Here is a 22,645-nt window from a genome sequence, read left to right on the forward strand (position 1 = left end):
AGCATGAGTCAAAATTTTAAATGAGTAATGCTAAATGTTAAATGACTGCTATTTAACATTTAGCATTTAAAACTTATCATTTAAAATTCACTCCAATTCATCATCTTCGAGTTTTTCGGCTATTTTTTCGGTCAGGATTTTTTCAACAAAAAGTTCATCTTCATCAGGAATCATGGTTTTGAACGTTCGGATAGCACCGTCTTGTTTGTATTCAATTTCAATAACGCCTTCCGAATACCAGGAATAAGTAAAGAAATCATCCCAGCTAATAGCACGGTCAAGTAGAATTATACCTTGGGCTCTTAATTCAGGTACTAATCGAATGGTAAAGCTATAGGCTCCGACAGCAATAATAGATAATCCGGAAGTAACTCTGATGGGAGTGAAGGGCAAGTCGGATAAAAGAGAGGTGCGTTGAATTCCAAATAGGATGATACCGATGGCAATGATATTGGGAAATATATCTGTCCAGAAAGAACGGTTCACATAGATGATATCTCCATAATCGCTCTTTTGATTGAATTGCTGAATGGCGGCCCCGGTAAAAAAGCCAAAAAGGGAACTGTACACATTGGCCATAACGGCTCCGGCAATAAATTCCGGGAAATATCCAATACGGTGCATCCACTGGAGTATCAAGAATAAAAAGACTACCGCAAGCAGTGTTATCGACAAGTTTCTTGGGGTAATTTGATCGATATATAAAAGCCGCTTATACCCTAAGCCGATACTCAAAAGAGCTACAATAAATGCCGAAACAACTATCCAAATCATTGGTTAATTTTAGCTGAAAATTAGAATGAATTTCACAAATAAAAATGGACGAATCCACTACGCCCACGGGCATCGAAGTTAGCAATAAAGATCAGGTTCTGGAAATTTCATGGGAAGATGGACATACTTCCGTATTTCCCCTTTACGGACTGCGGGCAAACTGTCCCTGTGTTTCCTGCCGCGGCGGACACGGAAGCATGGGCGATTTTGAACCAGAAGCTTTTTTTGAGGAAAATCCTCCGAGAATTGAAATCCGGAATATTGAGCAAGTAGGAAATCATGCCATCAAAATAACGTGGGGCGACGGGCACAATTCCGGAATGTATCAATGGGAGACGCTTCGGTGGTTAGATCCAAAAAATACGTAGACAAGGGGTTGCAACCCCTTGTCGCAAATAGGAATACTGTCATGGGGGCATTCTGAAAATCATTAGTTATGAATGATAAATGAACTGAAATGTATTTATCAAAAAAATATTTGACTTTCATTATATATATATGTAGGTCTGTATAAATAATTTGATAGAGATATAGAATTATTTATACCAACCATAACTAATAAGGTACAACAATGAATAATCTAATGAAAAAAGCGAAATACACAATAGCAGTACTAACTTTCATTGCGTTAGGTATTATGGGATACGGAATAGATATTTCAACTCCTTTTTCGGGAATTGAAAGTATAAACGTTGATATGAAAGAAGCCCACGCGAGGGATTTAGTCCCTGGATTCAGGTTAACACCAGAAAACTGCCCTGGACCAGGACCGGAACAATATGATAGATGTTGGTATGCAGAAGACTGGTGTGAGGTTGAAGACCAAACTGTTTGTCCAGATCCGGAATAAACTAAAAAAATACAAAGACTGAGCAGTTTAAAAGCTGCTCAGTCTTAATTTATGATAACTTTTTAAGTGTAAATATCATGAGAAAAAATTTATTTGGTACATTATTCATTATTGTTTTAGCATGTTCTTGTACTAACCAACCGAGAGAAATAAATTCGAATAACAGTAAGGAACTAATAATTGATATCGAACAGGCAAGAACAGTAGGCTTATCTGAGTTTATACAAGAAATGCAATATACCCCACTAAAAACTCCAGGAAATGAGTTTATGGGAACCATAGCCAAGATTATACACAATGAGAATTATTATGGGTTTTTAGATAAGTCGAAAAAGTCGGCTTGGATTTATGACAAGGAACTAAATTTTATCAATGAAATTTCTTTTCCTGAGGGCCGAGGAGCCGGGGAGTTGGAATACTTTAGTGATATTACTTTTGGAAAAGAAAATACACTGTATGCTTTAGGTTTATTTAAGTTTATAAAATTTGACATAGATGGAGAATTGTTAAAGGAAACTGTCATTAGACCACAAATATCAAAGTTTGTTTATGATCAAGAGATTGACATGTTAGTGGGGTATATGAATAATTACACCTCCGGGAATTTGGATGAAAACAAGGTGGCCTATAATTTGGTTTATTTGGATGAAGACGGGACTGTTTATGATATGAGACTTCCGATAGATAAAAGAAAAGAAACGATGGCATTTTTAACTTTTGAAAATTTTCCTTCTTACAAAAATGAGCACATATTTTTTAGCCATATTGATTTTAATATTTACAGAATTGATAATTTTGATATTGATGTAAAATACCAACTCTCTTTTCCTAATCAGGGTCTTACCGAGGACATTCTAAATTTAAGATACAATTTTGAAAGGCAAAGCAAATTTTTGAACGATGAAATTAGGAGTAGAAACGTAGTCTATTCTATTGGAAGTTTTTTGGAAACTGAAAATCAAATCTATATCCAATATGTGCAGGGGCGTAGTGGAGGGTATTTCGTCTATAATAAAGAGAATCAGGAATCATTTGTTGCTTCAAAGTTTATAAATGACATTGATAATGGATCTTTACCCTTTTTGGTGAGTTCTGATTCTACTTCCTATTTAGGGCTTATTGAGCCCTATGATCTAATACGACATTTACACAATCTTCGTGATGAGGAACCTCAGAAGTTTAATGACCCCAAAACGAGAGAATTGATAAGTTTGGTTAATACGATTAGTGAAAACAGTAATCCAATATTTATACAAGCTATTGCAAAATGAAGCTTTATAAAACTGCGTTATCTATAATATTTCTTCTAATTCTTTTATCAGTATTATATTTTCAAAAAAGAAAATATCAAAGTGAGATTTCCAATATGATTTCTGTTGAAAGACTTGAAGAAGCGCAGTCAATATTTGAGAAAAAACTAAAGAATGATAACTTCCGAGAGTTCCTTCAATTTTCCAATTCAAATTTAGAAATAGATAGAAAATCTGTACTAAAACACCAGTCTTCCTTCCTTACTTTCTCTGATTTACTGGAAACTGAATACAAACTTTTTTTTAATTTTTCAGACATTAATTGCACAACTTGTATTAATCAGGAAGTGAAGAATATCAAATTATTCTCTGATTCAGTCGGAGTTGACCGAATTGTTTTATTGGCTAATTATAGAAATGAAAGAGCTTTAACTATTTTTAAAAGAATGAATGGCCTCAAAAACAAAATTTATAATCTTGATTCAAGTACTCTTGGATTGCCAATAGAGAATTATAACCTTCCATTTTATTTTATTGCTAATGAGAGTGGAATTGCTAAACATGTTTTCGTACCTGAAAAAGAAAGGGCTGATTTGTCGAGAAAATACTATCAGTCAATGATATCAAAAATGGACTGAATTTTTGCTCATTTGTTAAAAATTAGTTATCAAATTAATTGTTAGTAATGCCTTTTAGATAAGGGGTTGCAACCCCTTGTCGCAAATTGGAATACTGTCATAGGGGTATTCTGAAAATCATAAGTGATGAAGTGATAAAGTGATAAAGTAAATCGAATAAACCTACTTTATCACTTCATTACTTTCCTTTTTGAATTCTTTCTTCAGGAGGTTTTGAAAATGGTAGACCCCCGGTTCGCGTTTTACTGAAAATCTTCCCTGATGATAAGCCTTTGACTGAAGTCCACGCTGCACGGCTTCGCAAATTTCTATATCCTCTTCCTGTATGATGTTGCTATATTTAATATCCTCTTCAATAACTCCTGATTTCATTTTGGCCTCCACATCATCATAAAAGTAACTGAATACCACTTTGCACTGAGTGGGAGATACAGGAACTACTACATTTACCTGAAGCCTTCCGGGGAGAATATTCAACATCATATTGGGGAAAATAAAATAGTAGAACGCTTGTCCGCCTTCGTTCGAGTATAAATTTTCAGCTTCTTTAAATGGACTATGCTGAAGGGAGTACCAGTCATCTGTTTCGGTTGAATAAGACCGGTAATCCAGTAAATTTGCCAATTCAGGATGAACGATGGGAATGTGATATCCTTCTAAGTAATTATCGACATACACCTTCCAGTTGCACTCTACATTATATTCCACTTCGGTGTGAAATTGGAGTTGGCTAAGATTCAGAGGAGCAATTCTTTCCGCAATGCCGCTTAAAAGATCCGTCAGCTTAAGATCTGAGGAATTAACTCTGGCAAAAATCAAACCCTGCCAAATGGAAATCTCAAAGGGTTCAAGACCAAAGTCTTTCTTATCAAAAAGCTCTACAAGATTCCAATCGGGTACTCCGCGAAGGGATCCATCATCCAGGTAAGTCCAGCCATGGTATTGACATTGAAGCACAGTCTTGGTTCCCTTTTTGATAGCCAGTGGCCCGCCCCGGTGCTTACACACATTATAGAATGCCTTGACTTGATCTTGGCTATCACGAAACACAATAATAGGATTACCTGCTGTTACCGTGCTGTACATATCTCCGGCTTGAGGAATTTGAGCTTCATGACAAATATACTGCCATTGGTTTTTGAAAATCTTCTCTTGCTCAAATGAATAGATATCCCCGTTAAAGTACCAATCAGAGGGAATGGTTTTGGCTTGTTCGATAGGGGCTATGTCAAAGTCAGGGGACTTAAATAAAGAATTATATTTTTTTTCATTCATTAGTTTAGAATTAATCTAAATAAAGTGATATTTTGGCGATCTCTAACTGAAAATTTCTAAAATCAATTTAATTCGATGAAATCTAATTTGTTACTATTTATTTCACTTGCAATGATTTTTGCAGCTTGTACTTCACAGGAAGAGGTAAACGTGTATTCAGCTCGTCATTATGATACTGATCAGGAGCTTTATGCAGATTTTGAAGAAGAAACGGGAATAACTGTAAACCTGATTGAAGGTGGTTCCGATGAACTTATTGAGCGTGTTAGAAGCGAAGGTGTTAATTCCCCGGCGGATATTCTTATCACCGTTGATGCCGGTCGCTTGTGGAGAGCAGAAGAAGCTGACATCCTTCAACCTTTTGACTCGGAAGTGCTGGAAGAACGAGTACCGGCAGAATTTCGTCATCCCGATGGACTTTGGGTAGGGCTTTCAAAGCGAGTCCGTGGCATTGTTGTGAATCCTGATGCCGTTGAAAATCATGAAGAACTTACTTACGAAGATTTAGCTGACCCACGTTTTGAAGGCCGTGTTTGTGTGAGATCTTCTAACAATATCTACAATCAGTCATTGGTAGCTTCTATGGTTGAGACTATGGGGCCTGAAGCAACTGAGGAATGGGCAACAAAATTAGTAAACAACTTTGCTCGTGAACCACAGGGCGGAGATCGCGATCAGATTAGGGCTGTTGCTGTGGGTGCCTGTGATGTAGCCATTGCAAACCACTATTATTTGGCTGTTATGATTACCGGTGATGATGAAGCAGATCAGGAAGCAGCTTCACAAGTTGAGTTTGTATTTCCTAACCAAGGCGAAGATGGAAGAGGTGCCCACATCAATATTAGCGGAGCGGGTATCTTGAAAAACTCTCCAAATAAAGAAAATGCTACACGGTTCCTTGAGTATTTAACTACTCCAGAGGCTCAGAAGCATTTCATAAGCGGGAATAATGAATATCCTGTGAATGATGAAGCCGAAATTGCTGAAGTGCTTCAAAGCTTTGGAGATTTCAAGAGTGATGCTGTAAATGTTTCAGCTTTAGGCAGGAATAATCCGGAAGCCATTCAAATTATGGATAGAGCCGGCTGGAAGTAAGCAGGTTTATAGAGAATGAACTCTTCCAAGGGTTTTAATACATTTTTTAATTTAACGCCCCGTCAATTTGTTGACGGGGCTTTTTTTTGTTGTATCCTTGGCTCGTTAGCAAAACCTTCCAACCTGAGTTCGATTTATATTGATTTACAAATAGCTTTAGTTGTCACTCTTGTAGATGTCAGATAATTTGAGGACAATTGATAATTAGTTTTTCAAATAATGGGGCAAATTCCTCCCTTCAGGGAGGTGGCGGACTGAGCGGATGCGAAGTCAGGCGGTGGGTGTTGGTGCTAAGGGCAATATCTCATTTACTATCCTATTATTCCTATTAGCTTTGATTTTGAGTTGTATCAGACTACATTTTCCTTGACATCTACAAGAATGACAACTTCTTGAAACTTTTAATCAAACTCAGGTTTCCAGGGTTTTGAGTAGGCAGCTTGAAGTCGAATTGGTTGCTTTAACCCTTGAAGGGTTTTCTCCCTATCCTATAATGTTTACTGCGTCTCTGACTTACGAGATTTGGCGATGGTTCGGCTGATGATGATTACGGGAATGATGCCGACAAGTACGATCATAAGAGCCGCACCGGCTGATTCAGCCAGTCGTTCATCGGAAGCATATCGATATACCTGAACGGCTAAAGTATCAAAATTAAAAGGGCGTACAATAAGAGTGGCAGGAAGTTCCTTCATCACATCTACGAAAACAAGAAGTCCGGCAGTAAGCAGTCCGCCTGACATCATGGGAATATGAATACGTCTGAGTACTTTTGAAAAGCTGTATCCCAAACCTCTGGCTGCTTCATCCATATTTGGGGTAATCTTTTCCATGCTGGATTCAACTCCACCAAATGAAACCGACAGAAAGCGTACTAAGTAGGCAAAGACCATGGCAAAGATGGTCCCACTAAGTAACAATCCCGATGAAAAGCTCAGGTTTTCCCTGAAAAAGGAATCAATCGTATTATCGAAATATCCGAATGGGATAAGTACCCCAACGGCAATCACAGACCCCGGAATAGCATACCCCAGAGAACTTATGCGATTGAAAAATTTCACTAGCCGGGTTTGATTTAATCGTGCTGAATAAGCCATAACAAGAGCCAGTACGACAGCCAAAAAGCCGGTCAGAGCCGAAACGGTGAAGGAGTTAAAGGAAAGTTCAATAAATTTAAAATCCAGGTAATTTAGATTAGAGAAAAACATCTCCAAGAGAAGGATAACAGGCAAAATAAATCCAATCAAAACCGGCAGGAAACAAACTGTAAAAGCAGCACCGGATTTGAAGCCATGCAGTTGGAATCTATTCAATCTTTTAAAACGGGATGAATTGGCTTTTTCATTGCTGATTTTATTTCGGGACCAGCGCTCAAGAATCAAGAGCACGACGATGAAAGCCAAAAGGAAGGCCGCTAACTGTGCTGCAGCAGGACGTTCCCCCAAACCAAACCAGGTACGGTAAATGCCGGTAGTAAACGTTTGGACACCAAAGTATTCAACCGTTCCAAAATCGTTTAAAGTTTCCATGAGGGCTAAGGCGAGACCTGCGGCTATACCCGGACGGGCAACAGGCAGGGCGACTTTAAAGAAACTTTGCCAGGAAGAATATCCGAGTATCCGGCTTGCTTCCAACAAACTGGTTGACTGCTCCAAAAAAGAAGAGCGGGCCAGCATATACACATACGGATAGAAAGCCAGTGACATAATCAAAATGGCGCCTTCGATAGATCGGATATTTGGAAACCAATAATCGCCTAAGCCAAGCCCAAATAAGTTGCGAATGGTAGTTTGGAAAGGTCCTGCGATATCCAGGAAATCAGTATAGATATAGGCCATCAGATAGGCCGGAATAGCAAAAGGAAGGATGGAAGCCCACTCAAATATTTTTCGACCGGGAAAATTGGTCATCGTGATAAGCCAGGCTGATGAGACTCCGAAAAGTATTACCCCAAAAGAAACGCCAAAAATTAGGATGATTGAATTGAGGACGTAATCATCTAATACCGTATCAGCGAGGTGACTCCAAACATCGCCGGCTGGAGTAAAAATGGAGAACACGACCGTCAGAATAGGGATGGAAATCAGCAGTGCAATACCCATGCTGAAGAATGTCCATTTAGGAGATTTCTGTCTGATCTTAGATGAATCGGATCTCAAATTTTGAATGGTGGTATGCAGCGATTTTAGCATGCTTAAAGATAAGCTTCTGTGACTTTAATTTTCAGGAGATCCCAAATTCATTTCGCAATAAAGATTGGGCTGCATGAAATCCACACATACCATGAACGCCTCCGCCGGGTGGGGTGGATGAAGAGCAGATATACATTCCTTTTACGGGAATTTTGTATGGATCCCATTTCAACACCGGTCTTCCAAATAATTGTTTGGCGATTTGTGCTCCACCATTGATATCTCCGCCAATGTAGTTGCTGTTGTAAGCCTGCATCTCAGACGAGTTAAATGTGTGTTTACTAATGATGGTATCTTTGAATCCAGGGGCAAAACGCTCGATCTGAGCTTCGATGACAGAAGTCATATCTTTTGTGGAGCCGTTAGGCACATGACAATAGGCCCATAAAGTGTGTTTGCTTTTTGGAGCACGGGTTTCATCAAAAAGGCTGGGTTGTGAAACCAATACATAGGGATTTTCAGAATGATCTCCGTTCCACGCGTCTTCTTCGCTCGCCGCAATTTCTTTGAATGTACCGCCTAAGTGAAGAGTCCCTGCTTTTCGGCAGGCTTCGTTTTGCCAGGGAACGGGTTCTGATAATGCCCAGTCTATTTTAAATGTTCCGGGTCCATACTGATAATTTTTAAATCTGTTTCTGTATTTATTTGGGAGTTTATCCCCGGCAATGTTGTTGATTTGCTGAGGCGTTAAATCAAATAAGACCGTTTTTGATGAAGGAATATCATTTAAATCATTCACTTCATGGTCGGTAACGATACTTCCGCCGAGTGAAGTAAAAAGCTTCGCCAGTGCATCCGTTATAGCAGAGGAACCTTCTTTAGCGACCGGCCATCCTAATGCGTGAGCAGAGCTCCCCAATACCAAGCCAAAAGAGGCCGTAAAAGCTTTATTCAATGGAATAATACTGTGTGCCGCACATCCCGCAAAAAGAGCTTTTGCTTTTTCTGACTGAAAGTGAATGTCAGTGAATTGCTGTCCTGAAAATAATCCATACCAGCCAAATCGAGCCATCAGTAAAGGATGTTTAGGAATCCTGAGTGTACCAAAAATGTCTTCGGCGAGATATTCCCAATGCTCTACAAATTCAGTGAATACTTTTTGGTAGGCTTTTCCGTCTTCTCCAAGATGAGCTATTGTTTGCTCCAGGGATTTATAAGCAATTGCAGCTTCACCATCGTCGAGGGGGTGGGCATATGGTATTTCCGGATAAATGTATTCCAGCCCAAAATTTTCAAGTCCCAGCGTTTTAAAGAACGGGGAACTTGCAGCAGTGGGGTGAACAGCCGAACATACGTCATGGAGAAAACCCGGTTCTGTCAACTCCTGTGTTCTTGTTCCTCCTCCAATAGTTGATTTAGCTTCAAGCACTACGACCTTCAATCCCTCTTGAGCCAAACGTACCGCGGCACTCAGTCCATTGGGACCGGAACCTACAACTACTGCATCGTACTCTGTTTTGGGGTCAGGCAAGGTGATTTAGTTTGATCGTTCTTCGGCTAATTTCAGTGCTTCATATGCATTAATGATGCCACCGGTAGTAGAGAGTTCTGAGAAATAAATGGGCTCCATGCTTCCAGGCTTATAAACGACTTGGTCTATTTTGGTGACTGTTTCTAAAATAATATTCCGTACTTCAGGAGTCGGTAATTCAGGATAGTAGGACATAATCAATGCGGCAACACCGGCAACAACGGGTGAAGCCATACTGGTTCCGCTGTTCATTTGATACTCATTTTCGGGATAGGTTGAATAGATATCAACACCCGGCGCAAAAAGATCAACATTCGATTTTCCATAATTTGAGAAGGTAGCTACTAAAGAAGAATCAGACTGCCATGAAGTAGCACCTACACTCAGATAATTGGTAGCCTGACCTCCATCTTCATAGAATCGAGTAGGGAAAGAAGCCGTACTGTCAATATTATCACTTCCGTTTCCTGCTCCTGAGACCATTAATACACCCAGGCTATCAGCAAATTTCATAGCAGCATCAACATATTCTTTTTGAGGTGAATAGCCTTTGCCGAAGCTCATATTTATAACCCGGGCTCCATTTTCAGCGGCATAACGGATGGAGTTGGCAACATCTTTATCTCTTTCATCGCCATCTGGGACGGTTCTGAGTATCATAAGTTCGATATTACCGGCTACGCCCACAGCACCTAAATTGTTGTCTCTGACAGCACCAACGATTCCTGCAACATGAGTACCATGATCAGCGGTCGGGCCAATTACATCATTATTTCCGTAAATTCTGTTATCCAGATTTCTATAGTTATCACCCACAATATCACGGGGATTGAAATCAGGGTTTAATCCATACTCAGCAAGCCCTTGTACATGCTCATAATATTCCTGAAGATCTTCGAGATCAGCTTCGGTTGCTCCATTTCCTTTTAAATAACTAAGGATTTGTTTGGCTTGTTGAAGTTGTTGACTTTCCTGACCGGATATTTGTAAATCTTCACTTGAAACAGAGTCGATACTGGCAATACCCAAAGTTTGTTTGGCAAATTGAACGGCCTGCATCGTTTGGCTGACCTGTGTTAATTCCTGCTGATTTTGCTGAACACGACTCTCATAAGCATCCTTAATTTCGAGATAATACTCGTATTCATCCTGATTCTCCGGATCTACCGAATCTTCACTTACATCTTCGAATTTGTTACTTAATTTTCGATACAGTCGGGTCACTTCGTACGTGTCTTTATTTACGTGACTGCCATCCGGTCCGCCAATAAAATTCCAGCCGTTGATGTCATCAGTGTATCCATTATTGTCATCATCCTGTCTGTTTCCCGGAATTTCGTCGTCATTCACCCAGATTTTACCCTGCAAGTCTTCATGCTCTATATCGGTACCTGAATCTATAATGGCAACTATCACTTTTTCTTCTGGGGATTGGTCGGCAAGCAGTTCTAAATAAGCTTTTTCAACCCCGGTTCCGTAATATGGAGATGCATTTGAGGGGGTAAGGTGCCAGGTTTCCGTTGCAGATACGGCTGTTGTTTCCGTTGATGTGGTTTCACTTGTTTCTATGTCATTGGTTGAGTCCGTTGCAGACTTCGTTCCTGCACAACTAACGGTAAAAATTGTGATTAACAGAAAGGTGAAGAGCTTGAAAGAATAATGATTCATGAATAAAAAATTATGATTCTACAGTCGGTAGATTATCTTTTTGATTTCGTTTTCTGATTGAATGTATAAGGGTGTCAGCAGTTAGGGTAATTCCTATTATCACACCCAACACGAGAATACTTGCAACCGGTTCCCAAATAATAAACCCGCCAAAAGTACCAAGTACTGCACCCAAGTATTGAATGTACTGAAGTTGGTCGTTACTTGCGTTCTTGATGAGAGTCTCAAGTTTCTTTTCATCATATTGGCGGAGATTGTCTTCCACCAATGCCTGAACATCCAGCTGATTGATGAGTTTATATAACAGTTCGGTCACTAATTCTTCAATGACTGATCCGTGCTCATCCAGCTTGCCGGGAAGTTCATCTAAAAAAGTATCCATTTTGTTAAGGCCATTTTCAATACCTGTAGGTAGTTTTACCAGGGCACTCTCAACCAAATCCTGCATTTCTTGTCCTTTTAGAAAACTGTATGCCTTTAGGGCGACTTTCTCAAAAGAATTTTCCTCAATAGCTTCATCAATTTGTTCAATGAGTTTCTTGGAGATGGAAGACCGGACTTCCGGATCCGCAATCATTTCATCCACATAGCTGACCACCAGGATTTTCAGATTGTCTCTAAATTCCGGGTCATCGATGATGTTTTTAACATATACGGTGGCCTTTTCACGATACTTGGCAATAGCCTGAGATTCGTGAATCTTTCGTTTAATAATCTGTGGGTTGATCAGGTCTTCAGAAACGGCACGGGCCAGGCGATAGGCAATTCGGTCTTTCTGTGCGGGGATAAGTCCTTGGCCTAACAAAGGGCGTTTATGGGTGGGGCGAAAAAGCATGGTTATGGCAAGCCAGTTGGTAAGAAAACCTATCAGGCCACTAACACTTACGATCCTAAGAATTCCTTCAAATGAAAAATAAATACCAAAAACGGTAGCTTCAAAACCCGGGAAGTCCCAAAAAAATGAACCAATAAAAATCATCAATAGTACATAAGGAACAGCCAGCAGTAACTTCATCAGCCAGGGATGCTCTGTTCTTTTTCGTGGTGGAACACTTTTAGCTAAAACAGCCGGTTCAGTATTAGAGTGTTTTTGAACCTGTGTTTGAATGAGTTCCCAGAGTCGTTTCCCATACTGCTTGGTTTGCTCTTTGATGATATTTGTATCGGGATTTTTGCTCATACAATTTTTTAGGGATGTACGGAAAGCGAGATCAAAGGTTAGCCTTTATCCATAGCCAGGTATTTGTTTTCCAGGTCGGTCATGTGCTGTTTTTTATCAGGAGTGTTGTCTTCGTATCCCACTAAGTGCAGTAATCCATGAATAAAAATGCGCTTAAATTCCCGCTCTTTCGATTCATTAAATTCTATTGCTTGTTCAATAATTCGGGGAGCACAACAAAAAAGTGTGCCTTCAATAGTGGTATTGTCATTTTTTTGTTGACCACCATCATACCTAAAAGAAATGATATCCGTTATATAGTCTCTACCGAGGTGTTCTTTATTAATTCGCACAATTTCTTCTTCATCAACATAAACGAGTTCAATCATCTCAAAAGAAGCGTTTTCATTTTTTGAGATGGATGACAAGATAGATTCTGCACTGGAATGGGTGAGCGGAATTTCCTCATCACTTTCATTAAATATTTGAAGGATAGAGGAGGATGTATCCAAGGGTGTGTCAGTTAAAATGAGAAGTCATCGTCCATCGATTCAGTGAGAGAGAGGGCAATGCCGCACATCATTAAATCTTCGGGAAGTTGAGTGAAATCTCCACTCAAAATGGAATTATCTACATTTGCATAGAGGCTGCAACCGGCGGTTTTCTCAACAATGAGGCCGGATGTTTTTTCTCCGGATTTTCCGAAAAAAGTTACCTGCTGTAAAATCTCACTTTCTACAAAGGCGGTACAGTTGTGCAGCTGCAAAAAAGTGTTGTAGGAATACACCGAAACCATATTCATTTCTTCGTTATTAACGTCGAGACCGAGATGAATTTCAAGTGCAAGTTTACGGGATTCTTCTTCACTTTTAACCTCAAACCTAAACACATCATTGCCTAAAGGTTTGGGCTTAGTGCCAAGTACCTTACCAATTGTTTCTAAATTTTCTTCAGTAAATTTGTGAATCATAGCTAATGGATTAATGCATCTAAATATACAACACCGCTGAACAAGTATAAATAATGGAGTTAATTTAGTCCATATCGGTCAATTTCGTTTTCACTTTCTTCTTTAGTGGCCGGCATTGGGGGGAATTGCTCACCCATAATACCATCAACTTCTTCACCTAAAGCTACAGCTTGGTCCGTTAGGTCAGCTTGGAAATAGGTGTATTGAATCAGTGTAAGTGATTGTCGAGTCGTTCTGACCTGGGTTATATATTGCTGGGCTTGAGAACTAAGTTGGTTAAGTTGAGAACGCAGATCTCTTTGTTGGCTTATGTTACCTCGAGACCTTGCACTTTCAAATTCACTGTTCAATTGATTGAATTCGTTTTCAATTTCAGTAAATCTTGTCAGGTTATTATTTAACCGATCCACTAATTCTTGCTCCGTTGAGCCGGCTAAACGTACCGCATCTTCAGTTAAACCTACCTGCGCGTATCGTACGGAATACAGCAGCTTTAAGTTTTCGTTATTTTCGTCGGGCCTGAATGGAACTTTGTCTTCCCCCCATTTCAGCCAGAATCCGGCACTATCAGCTTTTCCTTCTTCATAATACTTCATCGCTAAGGCCATGAAATTGAAGCGATAGTTGGTGAGCATCCTACGGATGTTCTCGTCAAAATAGACATCGGGATTATCCCACTCTCTGAACTGGAAGTTTTCTAGGCGGTCCGTAAATATATCGGTATCGATGTATCCATCTCTTCCCGCACCGAAATCTTTTGGTACCACACGATAGGCTTTTCCTTCATTCCTGAAATAACCTTGAAGATTAAGCTGACTTTGCTGAGATACCGTATTCGCGAAATAAACAGGCCGTAACCAGTTATTGGTTCGCAGTATATCTAATATCAATCGATCCTGAACCTGCATGTAATAGACTCTGTTGCCTTGTGGGTCTTCTCCATACAGACGCCCATTAAGTCTCCAGCTCACGACCTCATCAAGGGAATCGACCGGCATCTCAAAGTCTATTCCTTTTTGAAGAATTGGGAGGGAGGTATCAGGTTTCACTCCAATAGATTCTTTATAGTTTCGATCATCTGAAAAGGCATTTCTCAGCATTTCTTTATCAACGGGAATCTCTACAGTTTTCGGTTGCCATTGAGTGATACCCGAAGTAACACGTTCTACTTCTTCATCAGATAGAGAAATAGGCAATGGAGCCGATTCATGAGACCATTGGTCGCGCAGCTGCTTGATGTACCAATCCGTATTAAGCAAACTTAGACAAACAATACGAACATCCGTACGAACTCCTTCCACTTCCTGCAAATACCAAAGCGGGAAAGTATCATTATCGCCATTGGTAAATAGAATGGAATTTGGAGCGGTAGATTCTAATAAATTACGGGCATAATCAGGTGCCACATAGCGGTTGCTTCGGTCATGGTCGTCCCAGTTTTGGTATCCCATCCATACCGGTGATGCGAGCAGGCAAACTCCAATAGCGGCATAACCAAGTACTTTTTTATCAGCAAAGCCTTTAATCATTTCCACTAGGCCGGTCACCCCGAGTCCGATCCATATAGAAAAGGCAAAGAACGATCCCACATAGGCATAATCCCGTTCACGCGGTTGTTCCGGGGTTTGATTCAGGAAGACGATAATAGCCAGACCGGTGACGATAAAAAGGGCTAAAATGGCCAGAGCTCGTTTCCAGTCAGAGTTAAAGTGATAGATCATTCCAAATAATCCCAGTATAAAAGGAATGAAGAAATAAGCGTTATTGGCTTTGTTTTCGGGATATTGAGCTTCCTCAAATCCGGACCTCCAGCCGGCATCTTGAATGTCCGCTTCCCGGCCTATAAAGTTCCAGTTGAAATACCGGACATACATGTGATTGACCTGGTAATTCCAGAAGAAATCCCAGTCGGAGGTATACTGCCCATATTGCTCTAAGTGATTAGGGGCAGGAGAATAGCGTCTTGGAAATAGTTTTTCCTCTTCCCGGGTAATTTGACCGGTACTTTCATCATAAAAATTTCCTTTTAAAATAGGGGTAGCGCCATACTGTTCCCGCTTCAAATAACTGATAAAAGCCTCAGCGGTTTCGGGATCATTTTCATCAATGGGAGGATCAGCGATAGAGCGAATCATAATCACAGAATAGGAAGAAAAGCCGATTAGGATCATCGCATAGCAAATGGCTACAATGTTAGCCATACGCATTCTGTTTTTGTGGGTATAGTAAATGGCATATGCCACACCCATCATGAACAAAATTAAGAAGGTAATTGGACCGATTAATCCATAGGTAGCATCACCAACACCATTGGCTATGGACGGAATATTTTGAATGGTGAAAGGATATATAACAAAGAATGAAACTACTGCAATACCGCCCATCACTAAGAATGATTTCCACTCAAAATCCCGAACTTTAAAGTAAATGATAAGAGCTACAAAGAATAAAGCCAATACATTTAAAAGGTGAACTCCTATAGCTAACCCAAACAAATAAGCAATCAAAACCAACCACTTTTCATTGTAAGGTTTATCATGATTTTCAGCCCACTTCAGCGCAAGCCAAACCACAATTGAGGTAAAAAACATGGACATGGCGTAAACTTCAGCTTCAACGGCACTAAACCAAAAAGTATCGGTAACGGCAAAGGTCAATGCCCCCACTAAAGCACCGCCGTACATCCCGATTTTATTCATTGCATCCATTTTATCCGGATGTCCCTTCCACTCTCGAACTAAGCGAACGGTAATTAGGTACAGAAACATTACGGTGAGAGCCGACGACAATGCACTAATGAAATTTATACTAATGGCCACATATCCTGCAGGCATAAACATGGAGAATATTCTTCCCACAAGAGAATAGAATGGTGCTCCGGGAGGGTGATTAACTTGCAAGCCGTGCGCTACGGCTATGAACTCACCGGAATCCCAGAAGCTGGCCGTAGGGGCCATGGTGAGGGTATAAATAACAAGTGAAGCAATAAAAGCTAAAAGAGCGAGGTACTTATTGGTCGTTTTGTGATTTGAAAACATGTAATATTGTTTAAACAGCTCAAAAAAGTTTTTGGATATTCGTCGAATAGACTTTAAGATAGGCACGCAATTATAAGCAGCACCTGTTTTTATTCAAAATCAAAGATACATAAGAATTTAAACTTCTCGCAGATAAAACGAGAATTATAAATTCATATTACAAACTAACTTAAATTTTATGTCTGCCAATACAAACGAAAGGTTTTCATCTAAACTGGGTTTAATTTTAAGTGTTCTTGGTATCGCAATTGGGACGGGTAATATTTGGCGTTTCCCAAGAATTGCCGCACAAAATGGAGGGCAGGAAGGAGCCGGTGCTTTTTTATTTGCCTGGATCTGTTTCTTGCTGCTTTGGTCAATACCGCTCATTATTGCTGAGTATGGAATGGGACGGCATGGCCGAAAGGGGGTTGTTGGCTCTTTTGTAGCATTGATCGGGGAGAAGAAGGGCTGGCTTGGCGGCTTTGTAGGCTTTGTAGCTACGGCCATCATGTTTTATTACAGTGTGGTTGCAAGCTGGTGTTTGTACTACCTGATAACAAGTATAACAACGGCCCTTCCTGCCGACCTTTCTACCGCAAATGCTATTTGGGAAGGATTTCAAGGTTCAAACTGGCCGGTTGCAGGTCATGCCCTGGTGATGGGAATAGGCGGATTTATTGTGATTAAAGGAATTTCATCTATTGAGAAGGTGAATAAAGTTTTGATTCCCTCCCTTTTGCTGGTGCTCATCATTTCTTTGTTTAAGGCATTGTCGCTGGAGGGCAGTGGACTCGGAATTGAATACCTGTTCACCCCGGATTGGTCCACCCTAAAGGAACCAAGAATTTGGCTGGAAGCCCTCACTCAAAATGCCTGGGATACCGGCGCTGCATGGGGACTGATTCTCACCTACGCTGCCTATATGCGTAAAACCGATGATGTAACCGTAACGGCTTTCCAAACCGGTATTGGGAATAATATGGTTTCTTTACTGGCTGCTATAATCATCTTTTCTACGGTATTCGGAACTTTGAGTCCGGCTATGAATAGCGGAGAAATTTTAGAAGTGATGCAAACTTCAGGTCCGGCCTCAACGGGACTTACATTCATCTGGATGCCACAGCTTTTTGCTAAAATGGGAGGGGGCGGCATTTTTGCGATCCTGTTTTTCCTTGGATTAACGTTTGCTGCTTTCAGCTCACTGATATCAATGATTGAATTGGCTACCAAGGTTTTTGTAGATATGGGAGCCGTGAGAAAAAGAGCAACTATTGTAATCTGCCTCGCCGGTTTTGGATTTGGACTCCCTTCAGCCCTAAACTTAAACTTCTTTGCTAACCAGGATTTTGTATGGGGCGTTGGCTTGATGGTTTCAGGAGCGTTGATCTCGTATGCAGTTATTAAATACGGAACACAGAAATTCCGAGAAGATCTTATCAATACCGAAGAGCGCTCGGCTACTTTAGGTAAATGGTGGGAGATCATCATCAAATATGTGGTGCCCATTGAAGTGGTTTCGTTATTGGGATGGTGGATGTACCTCAGTGCCACCAGCTATGCCCCCGATACCTGGTACAATCCGTTAAGCCCGTTTTCGGTGATGACCGTCGTCGTGCAATGGGGACTTGCCTTAGGCCTTGTTTGGTTCTTCCGTAAGCGGTTGATGGGTAAGAACAAGAAGAAAACAGCGGAGTGATGGAGGGGCTTGTAGTGCACCAGGTTTTTGAACCATGATTTTGGGGATTTTAGGATCGCCAAGATTTTCTTAGGCAAGTGAGATCCTCGTTCCGAAGGTCCACCTTTGGAATGCCTTTTCAGAAGCTCCAGCTTCACATATCCTGATCTGGATTTATTCTATCGGTACAGTTCTTGTTCATTTTTTCTTGACAAAAAACGAACCAAAAAGTCACGGCGGGCAAAAAAAGAGCTAAAGCTGCCGCAATTCCGCTAAAAGAAATCAATGCTCCATCACGACTGTATATTGCTTCTTGATTTCTCAGCGGTATGATTTCTTTCTTAACGCTTCATTCCGTCAATTTCTAAACCCCGACACAAAGCGTACGGGACAGGCGCTCTTTTTTCTGAGGCCGATGGAGAAATAGAACGGTTGTAATCCATCTTTCCGCTCAGTTTAAATTGGGAGAGAATAGAATTATTCTGTAAGAGCGGGGTGATGGATGGTTTTTGGGCAATGAGTTGTTTCTCGAAAATTGGTATTAATGGTATTTTCGCGACTGAAGATAACAGTTAGCTTCCATCACAAGTTACCTATGCATCCGAGTTTAATAATGGCTAAAATTATGCGCATGAAAGAGGACAAAACAAATAAATTAAAAAAGCCCTGGCCGACTAAAGATGCTATGGAGCAAATTTATGAAAAGAATCTGTGGGGCGGGGATGAGGCTGAATTTTATTCAGGTTCCGGTTCACATCATCATGAGTTGGTGAAGCCTTATATAGACGTTGTTAGTGGGTTTTTAAGCTCTTTCAAAGATCCTTTGGTAGTATGTGATTTAGGTTGCGGGGATTTTAATGTGAGTAAAGAATTGGTGGAGTTTACCAAAAAGTACCACGCGGTGGACATTGTCGCTGATCTTATTGAACGAAATAAAAAGAAGTTCAATCATGAACATGTAACCTTCTCTTGCCTCGATATTGCCACCGAAGAATGGCCTTCCGGTGATTGTGTGATCCTGAGAAATGTGCTGCAGCATGTATCGAATAGGGAAATACAAAGCATCGTTCAAAAGCTATATGGTTATAAATATGTGATACTGACGGAACATATACCTGAAGGGGATTTCACACCGAATAAGGATATCATTTCAGGTCAGGGGATTCGGCTTAAAAAGGGGAGTGGGGTAGATCTTTTGGCTCCCCCATTTAATTTTGAGGTGAAAGAACATGAAGAATGGCTGTCGTTGCCTGCAAAAGATGGGAAGGGGATTATTGTGACTACGATGTATGAGGTTTTTGATATTTAGGTAAAGATCTTCTGTATTTTTAATAATTCTTTTGGACCGGGTGGTCTGAGAGAGCGTTCCCAACTGGGTAGTTGGGGAGGAGGTCAAAACTCTCTACTTCCATCAGGTTGGTACTCCCACCTTATTGTCAAACTCCCGGAATGAGTTATAAAATTTGAAGAGGAGGTATCTGCAGTTGCCCAGACTTCTTTTATCAAAATTTTCGCAAAATGATCATTCTTAGTTTTTACTCCCCAAACCTGGTTTTCACTCAGTGGTAAGGCAAGTTCTGTTAAAGTATTATCTGGAATAAATGATAATGTATCAAAGAAAGTATTTGCACTATCTGCATCGTTTGCTTCCGATAATAATATAAACGAAGGTTCTAATTCAGGTTCGGCCAGATATCAACCTTCAACTTTACTTTCTGAGATATGAACTAATACTAAAAAATCAGGTTCAGTGTTTGGACGTTCCGCAAGGGTAAAAGAAGTACCCTCTTCGAATAAAAATCCTGTTCCAATATCATCTCCCTCAGAATAAATGATTTCAATTGTTCCTGATGTAGGGAAGGGTTCCGAGTTTGTAGAACATCCCCAAATAGAAAAGGACAGAATAAATAACGACAAAACAATTTTATGGTTCATGAATCTCTTCTTTAGTTACATAACGACCTTGCGTTTAACCGGCTTGGCCTTATTAGCAGGTAATGTAATTAAAACTGGTAATTTCTTTTAGCCCACGAATTTTGAACCGGTAAACATCGGCCAAGTCCGAGTTGAAACGCTGGTTATGCCACCGAAGTATTATCCTTCTCAACTATTACATCAGGCATGTAATAAGCATTGATAATAATTGAAGGGATTTTTTTACCTACTACCATATGAATATTGCCTAAAAGAAGAGCAATTCCATATCGGAAAGAATTTAATAATTCAGCAATTTTTTCAAACTCAATACCGCCACTAATACCCTTTGGATGAACAGCTTCTTCATCCCGAAATTGTTTTAATTTTTTAAAATCACTCCATTGTTTCACTCTTTTTTCAATTTTATTACCACCAGAAATTTTTGGTATCCAATCATTAATCTTGGTTTCCAAACTAACTTTATTTGAAAAGTTATCAACCAAAAGATCTGAGGGGTTCTTCTTATTCCAATGGTAAGCACAATAATTTAAAAAGGAATCAATACTTGTTAAGCCCTGTGACATGCAACGTTGCAATTCTGAGAAGGAGTTTTTTGTAACTGCAGAATCTCTGGCTTCACAAGCAGTTTCAAAATGGCTTAAATACCTTGAAATTATTACTTCACCTGGACCATTTAGTTCAAAAGTTGCAGTTCCATCAGAATATTTTTTGTTTAAAACTACCTCCAGTTATCTTCCAAGTTGAGCCAATAAAATTTTCAAAAATCGGTACTGGTATTTTGCTGTTTCTAATGCTTTCTATTAGTTGATCTGTGTTATACCCCTGACTTAAAAAATACCTTTGTAACTCTTCTTTAGTTTCAGGTCTGAACTTTTGGTTATGATCACTAAATTTGGCAATCATAAAAATTTTATCAACAGCTTTTCTTTTTGAAATCGATTTCTTGAAAGTTAATGTAAAACTCATGACAGCTTATTTTTGTCGTAGATAAACAATACTTGCTACTGAAACCAATGAAATTAATAGAAGCTCAATTAACATCCTTCCAATATTAATTTCTGATTCCCATTCAATAGTCCCATCAATTGATTCTGCTGGATTATTTTCGCTTAGATTTTCGGGAACTATTTTCAAGATTATATCCGTTTCAAAATTATTGTCTTGAAAAAAGAATCTTCTACTATCTTTTGTCCAATTGATATTTCTGGAATCACTCTCTCCATAATCACCACCAGGAATAAGAATACTATTTGTTTCATTGATACGATGAGCTGTTGCAAACAGTGGTGAATATCCCTCCATTTTCACCGGTGGAAATATTAATAAAGTAATAAGAAGTAAAAAGCCAATACCAAAAATTATTTTTTCCGTATTTCCCATAAAGTTTTGTTTAGATTTCAGATTTAGGTGGCATAACGTGGGAAGCATAACCGGCACAGAGATTGGAAACTATGGAAAATGAAACAACTGAAATACTGGAAGAAAATATGAATGGAACTGAGGCTGTGTCCGCCGTTGATGCGATTGTTATTGGGCGATTTCGTATAAAGCTACCATTTAATTTTTATTTGTTGCGACCTCATAAATCCGATAGGCTTTTCGTTGGGAAAAGAGCTACTAAGTACATGCAGAAGTACCCAAAAGATTTAAATGACGATAAGGAATTGTCTGCTAAGAAGTGGGGCTTTGAAGACGGTTATATTGCATGTCTGGATGATTTAGGAATTAAGCTAACCTACCCAAAAGACCAATAACGTCCCAGCGTTTAAGCGGCGAGTCGAGTTGTTAAAATTAAGGTTCCGAACCCTAAACGAGTCCGCTTAAAACGCCTTGTTATGTGTACGTTTAGTTTTCAAGTTCTTCTAATTTTTGATATCGAAAAGATTGAATAGAATCTATCAAGTGCTCATAATTCGATACCTGAATACTTTCTCCATCGATATTTTGAATCTCAACTAGTTGGTATGACCAAGGTGAACCTTGTTTCAGATGAAAGTAAAATGAAAGAATAAATCCTAGATCTTTTTGAAGCCACAATGTAGAAAATTGATTCGAGTAGGTTATATATTTATCAATTGAATCGATATAGACAGTATCTACAGATTCTACGGTTCTATTTAATTCATTGGGGTCTAAATATAGTTCTGCTCTTAATGCAAGAGAATCTAAATTAATTGGAACCCCGTTTATTAAAGTATCTGAGACAACTGTTGTATCTTTTTTCCCAAGTACTTCTGATGATGTTGAAATATGTTTCCAAGTATAGATTTGATACTGGTCAGGAGGTGTACTTTTCCTAGTACATCCAATGCAGATCAAAAATAGAACTATGAAAAATTTCTGTGTCATTCTTAGTACACATAACGGCCTACCGCATAACCGGCGCAGGGATTATGGTTTTTTAAAAGGCTACTCATTTGAACAATCATTGGCAAGAAATTTAAACAAAGCCACTTCTGCGTCCGCCGTTAATGCGGTTGTTATGTGGCTGATTTTTAATTACCCAAAAGGGTACCAATGTCTTTTGTAGGAGTTAATGTTCTTCCTTCTATATTATCCCATGTTTCTGTAAAAATGCTTTGTTTACCAATTACTTCTGTGTGAAAAGATAATGTATCTTGAAAATTGAAATTTTTAGCTATTTTATTTAAAGAAGTTGCTTTATTTCCA

22 protein-coding genes are annotated in these 22,645 nt (G+C 39.6%); 8 read left to right on the forward strand and 14 right to left on the reverse strand.

The features are described 5' to 3' along the window. Window positions 1-87: 87 nt before the first annotated feature. A complete protein-coding gene (locus tag RI561_RS07480; protein WP_395079612.1) occupies window positions 88-774 on the reverse strand; it encodes a hypothetical protein in 687 nt (228 codons plus the stop codon). 44 nt (window positions 775-818) lie between these two features. Here RI561_RS07480 and RI561_RS07485 point away from each other — a divergent pair, with 44 nt between their 5' ends. From RI561_RS07485 to RI561_RS07500, 4 genes are all read left to right on the forward strand, one after another. Beyond that, window positions 819-1,142, forward strand: coding sequence for a gamma-butyrobetaine hydroxylase-like domain-containing protein (locus RI561_RS07485; protein WP_395079613.1), 324 nt, complete (start codon window positions 819-821; stop codon window positions 1,140-1,142). A 215-nt stretch (window positions 1,143-1,357) separates the two neighbouring features. Next, window positions 1,358-1,624, forward strand: a complete 267-nt coding sequence (locus tag RI561_RS07490) for a hypothetical protein (protein ID WP_395079614.1) — start codon at window positions 1,358-1,360, stop codon at window positions 1,622-1,624. Window positions 1,625-1,701: 77 nt separating this feature from the next. Continuing rightward, window positions 1,702-2,895 (forward strand): 6-bladed beta-propeller, encoded by a 1,194-nt coding sequence (locus RI561_RS07495; RefSeq protein WP_395079615.1) that lies wholly within the window; start codon window positions 1,702-1,704, stop codon window positions 2,893-2,895. Further along, window positions 2,892-3,512, forward strand: coding sequence for a hypothetical protein (locus tag RI561_RS07500; protein WP_395079616.1), 621 nt, complete (start codon window positions 2,892-2,894; stop codon window positions 3,510-3,512). The genes RI561_RS07495 and RI561_RS07500 overlap by 4 nt, the downstream gene beginning before the upstream one ends. 162 nt (window positions 3,513-3,674) lie before the next feature. Here the strand turns inward: RI561_RS07500 and RI561_RS07505 are convergent, their stop codons facing one another. Then, a complete protein-coding gene (locus RI561_RS07505) occupies window positions 3,675-4,787 on the reverse strand; it encodes an aromatic ring-hydroxylating dioxygenase subunit alpha (RefSeq protein ID WP_395079617.1) in 1,113 nt (370 codons plus the stop codon). A 75-nt stretch (window positions 4,788-4,862) separates the two neighbouring features. On the opposite strand from RI561_RS07505, the gene RI561_RS07510 reads away from it, so the two are divergent. After that, on the forward strand, window positions 4,863-5,882 hold the full coding sequence (locus tag RI561_RS07510; RefSeq protein ID WP_395079618.1) for a Fe(3+) ABC transporter substrate-binding protein: 1,020 nt from the start codon (window positions 4,863-4,865) through the stop codon (window positions 5,880-5,882). 497 nt (window positions 5,883-6,379) lie between these two features. Here the strand turns inward: RI561_RS07510 and RI561_RS07515 are convergent, their stop codons facing one another. From RI561_RS07515 to RI561_RS07545, 7 genes are read right to left on the reverse strand one after another with little or no spacing between them, the layout of a single operon-like run. Further along, on the reverse strand, window positions 6,380-8,074 hold the full coding sequence (locus RI561_RS07515) for an ABC transporter permease (protein ID WP_395079619.1): 1,695 nt from the start codon (window positions 8,072-8,074) through the stop codon (window positions 6,380-6,382). 31 nt (window positions 8,075-8,105) lie between these two features. Next, window positions 8,106-9,545, reverse strand: coding sequence for a phytoene desaturase family protein (locus tag RI561_RS07520; RefSeq protein ID WP_395079620.1), 1,440 nt, complete (start codon window positions 9,543-9,545; stop codon window positions 8,106-8,108). A gap of 6 nt (window positions 9,546-9,551) precedes the next feature. Continuing rightward, complete coding sequence (locus tag RI561_RS07525) at window positions 9,552-11,213, reverse strand: S8 family peptidase (RefSeq protein WP_395079621.1); 1,662 nt, start codon at window positions 11,211-11,213, stop codon at window positions 9,552-9,554. Window positions 11,214-11,223: 10 nt separating this feature from the next. Further along, entirely contained in the window at window positions 11,224-12,393 is a 1,170-nt protein-coding gene (locus RI561_RS07530; RefSeq protein ID WP_395079622.1) for a DUF445 domain-containing protein, read from the reverse strand. 38 nt (window positions 12,394-12,431) lie between these two features. Continuing rightward, window positions 12,432-12,884 carry an rRNA maturation RNase YbeY gene (ybeY, locus tag RI561_RS07535; RefSeq protein WP_395079623.1) on the reverse strand — a complete coding sequence of 151 codons (453 nt, stop codon included), beginning with the start codon at window positions 12,882-12,884 and terminating at the stop codon, window positions 12,432-12,434. Between the two features lie 11 nt (window positions 12,885-12,895). Then, the gene (locus RI561_RS07540; RefSeq protein WP_395079624.1) at window positions 12,896-13,342 is read right to left on the reverse strand and encodes a hypothetical protein; all 447 of its coding nucleotides are present in this window, start codon (window positions 13,340-13,342) and stop codon (window positions 12,896-12,898) included. A gap of 59 nt (window positions 13,343-13,401) precedes the next feature. Further along, entirely contained in the window at window positions 13,402-16,380 is a 2,979-nt protein-coding gene (locus RI561_RS07545; RefSeq protein ID WP_395079625.1) for a protein O-mannosyl-transferase family, read from the reverse strand. A 178-nt stretch (window positions 16,381-16,558) separates the two neighbouring features. Here RI561_RS07545 and RI561_RS07550 point away from each other — a divergent pair, with 178 nt between their 5' ends. Beyond that, a complete protein-coding gene (locus RI561_RS07550) occupies window positions 16,559-18,058 on the forward strand; it encodes a sodium-dependent transporter (protein ID WP_395079626.1) in 1,500 nt (499 codons plus the stop codon). A gap of 604 nt (window positions 18,059-18,662) precedes the next feature. Continuing rightward, window positions 18,663-19,346 (forward strand): class I SAM-dependent methyltransferase, encoded by a 684-nt coding sequence (locus RI561_RS07555; protein ID WP_395079633.1) that lies wholly within the window; start codon window positions 18,663-18,665, stop codon window positions 19,344-19,346. A 386-nt stretch (window positions 19,347-19,732) separates the two neighbouring features. On the opposite strand, the gene RI561_RS07560 is transcribed toward RI561_RS07555, so the two are convergent. The 4 genes from RI561_RS07560 to RI561_RS07575 form a co-directional block, all read right to left on the reverse strand. Beyond that, window positions 19,733-19,972, reverse strand: a complete 240-nt coding sequence (locus RI561_RS07560; RefSeq protein ID WP_395079627.1) for a hypothetical protein — start codon at window positions 19,970-19,972, stop codon at window positions 19,733-19,735. Window positions 19,973-20,115: 143 nt separating this feature from the next. Continuing rightward, entirely contained in the window at window positions 20,116-20,538 is a 423-nt protein-coding gene (locus tag RI561_RS07565; RefSeq protein ID WP_395079628.1) for a hypothetical protein, read from the reverse strand. A gap of 133 nt (window positions 20,539-20,671) precedes the next feature. Further along, window positions 20,672-20,941 (reverse strand): hypothetical protein, encoded by a 270-nt coding sequence (locus tag RI561_RS07570; RefSeq protein WP_395079629.1) that lies wholly within the window; start codon window positions 20,939-20,941, stop codon window positions 20,672-20,674. 6 nt (window positions 20,942-20,947) lie between these two features. Next, window positions 20,948-21,355 (reverse strand): hypothetical protein, encoded by a 408-nt coding sequence (locus RI561_RS07575; protein WP_395079630.1) that lies wholly within the window; start codon window positions 21,353-21,355, stop codon window positions 20,948-20,950. 71 nt (window positions 21,356-21,426) lie between these two features. Between RI561_RS07575 and RI561_RS07580 the strand changes: the two genes are divergently transcribed. Beyond that, a complete protein-coding gene (locus RI561_RS07580; RefSeq protein ID WP_395079631.1) occupies window positions 21,427-21,729 on the forward strand; it encodes a hypothetical protein in 303 nt (100 codons plus the stop codon). Window positions 21,730-21,820: 91 nt separating this feature from the next. Here RI561_RS07580 and RI561_RS07585 read toward each other — a convergent pair whose 3' ends face one another. Further along, the gene (locus RI561_RS07585; RefSeq protein WP_395079632.1) at window positions 21,821-22,324 is read right to left on the reverse strand and encodes a hypothetical protein; all 504 of its coding nucleotides are present in this window, start codon (window positions 22,322-22,324) and stop codon (window positions 21,821-21,823) included. Window positions 22,325-22,645 lie beyond the last annotated feature (321 nt).

The sequence above is a fragment of the Gracilimonas sp. genome, assembly GCF_031581265.1.
In the GTDB taxonomy this organism is placed as follows: domain Bacteria; phylum Bacteroidota; class Rhodothermia; order Balneolales; family Balneolaceae; genus Gracilimonas.

What these genes read in the sequence shown, in the direction of transcription:
- RI561_RS07480 (WP_395079612.1), bottom strand. Translation starts at nt 774, where the DNA reads ATGATTTGGATAGTTGTTTCGGCATTTATTGTAGCTCTTTTGAGTATC.
- RI561_RS07485 (WP_395079613.1), top strand. Translation starts at nt 819, where the DNA reads ATGGACGAATCCACTACGCCCACGGGCATCGAAGTTAGCAATAAAGAT.
- RI561_RS07490 (WP_395079614.1), top strand. Translation starts at nt 1,358, where the DNA reads ATGAAAAAAGCGAAATACACAATAGCAGTACTAACTTTCATTGCGTTA.
- RI561_RS07495 (WP_395079615.1), top strand. Translation starts at nt 1,702, where the DNA reads ATGAGAAAAAATTTATTTGGTACATTATTCATTATTGTTTTAGCATGT.
- RI561_RS07500 (WP_395079616.1), top strand. Translation starts at nt 2,892, where the DNA reads ATGAAGCTTTATAAAACTGCGTTATCTATAATATTTCTTCTAATTCTT.
- RI561_RS07505 (WP_395079617.1), bottom strand. Translation starts at nt 4,787, where the DNA reads ATGAATGAAAAAAAATATAATTCTTTATTTAAGTCCCCTGACTTTGAC.
- RI561_RS07510 (WP_395079618.1), top strand. Translation starts at nt 4,863, where the DNA reads ATGAAATCTAATTTGTTACTATTTATTTCACTTGCAATGATTTTTGCA.
- RI561_RS07515 (WP_395079619.1), bottom strand. Translation starts at nt 8,074, where the DNA reads ATGCTAAAATCGCTGCATACCACCATTCAAAATTTGAGATCCGATTCA.
- RI561_RS07525 (WP_395079621.1), bottom strand. Translation starts at nt 11,213, where the DNA reads ATGAATCATTATTCTTTCAAGCTCTTCACCTTTCTGTTAATCACAATT.
- RI561_RS07530 (WP_395079622.1), bottom strand. Translation starts at nt 12,393, where the DNA reads ATGAGCAAAAATCCCGATACAAATATCATCAAAGAGCAAACCAAGCAG.
- RI561_RS07540 (WP_395079624.1), bottom strand. Translation starts at nt 13,342, where the DNA reads ATGATTCACAAATTTACTGAAGAAAATTTAGAAACAATTGGTAAGGTA.
- RI561_RS07545 (WP_395079625.1), bottom strand. Translation starts at nt 16,380, where the DNA reads ATGTTTTCAAATCACAAAACGACCAATAAGTACCTCGCTCTTTTAGCT.
- RI561_RS07550 (WP_395079626.1), top strand. Translation starts at nt 16,559, where the DNA reads ATGTCTGCCAATACAAACGAAAGGTTTTCATCTAAACTGGGTTTAATT.
- RI561_RS07555 (WP_395079633.1), top strand. Translation starts at nt 18,663, where the DNA reads ATGCGCATGAAAGAGGACAAAACAAATAAATTAAAAAAGCCCTGGCCG.
- RI561_RS07560 (WP_395079627.1), bottom strand. Translation starts at nt 19,972, where the DNA reads ATGAACCATAAAATTGTTTTGTCGTTATTTATTCTGTCCTTTTCTATT.
- RI561_RS07565 (WP_395079628.1), bottom strand. Translation starts at nt 20,538, where the DNA reads ATGTCACAGGGCTTAACAAGTATTGATTCCTTTTTAAATTATTGTGCT.
- RI561_RS07570 (WP_395079629.1), bottom strand. Translation starts at nt 20,941, where the DNA reads ATGAGTTTTACATTAACTTTCAAGAAATCGATTTCAAAAAGAAAAGCT.
- RI561_RS07575 (WP_395079630.1), bottom strand. Translation starts at nt 21,355, where the DNA reads ATGGGAAATACGGAAAAAATAATTTTTGGTATTGGCTTTTTACTTCTT.
- RI561_RS07580 (WP_395079631.1), top strand. Translation starts at nt 21,427, where the DNA reads ATGGAAAATGAAACAACTGAAATACTGGAAGAAAATATGAATGGAACT.
- RI561_RS07585 (WP_395079632.1), bottom strand. Translation starts at nt 22,324, where the DNA reads ATGACACAGAAATTTTTCATAGTTCTATTTTTGATCTGCATTGGATGT.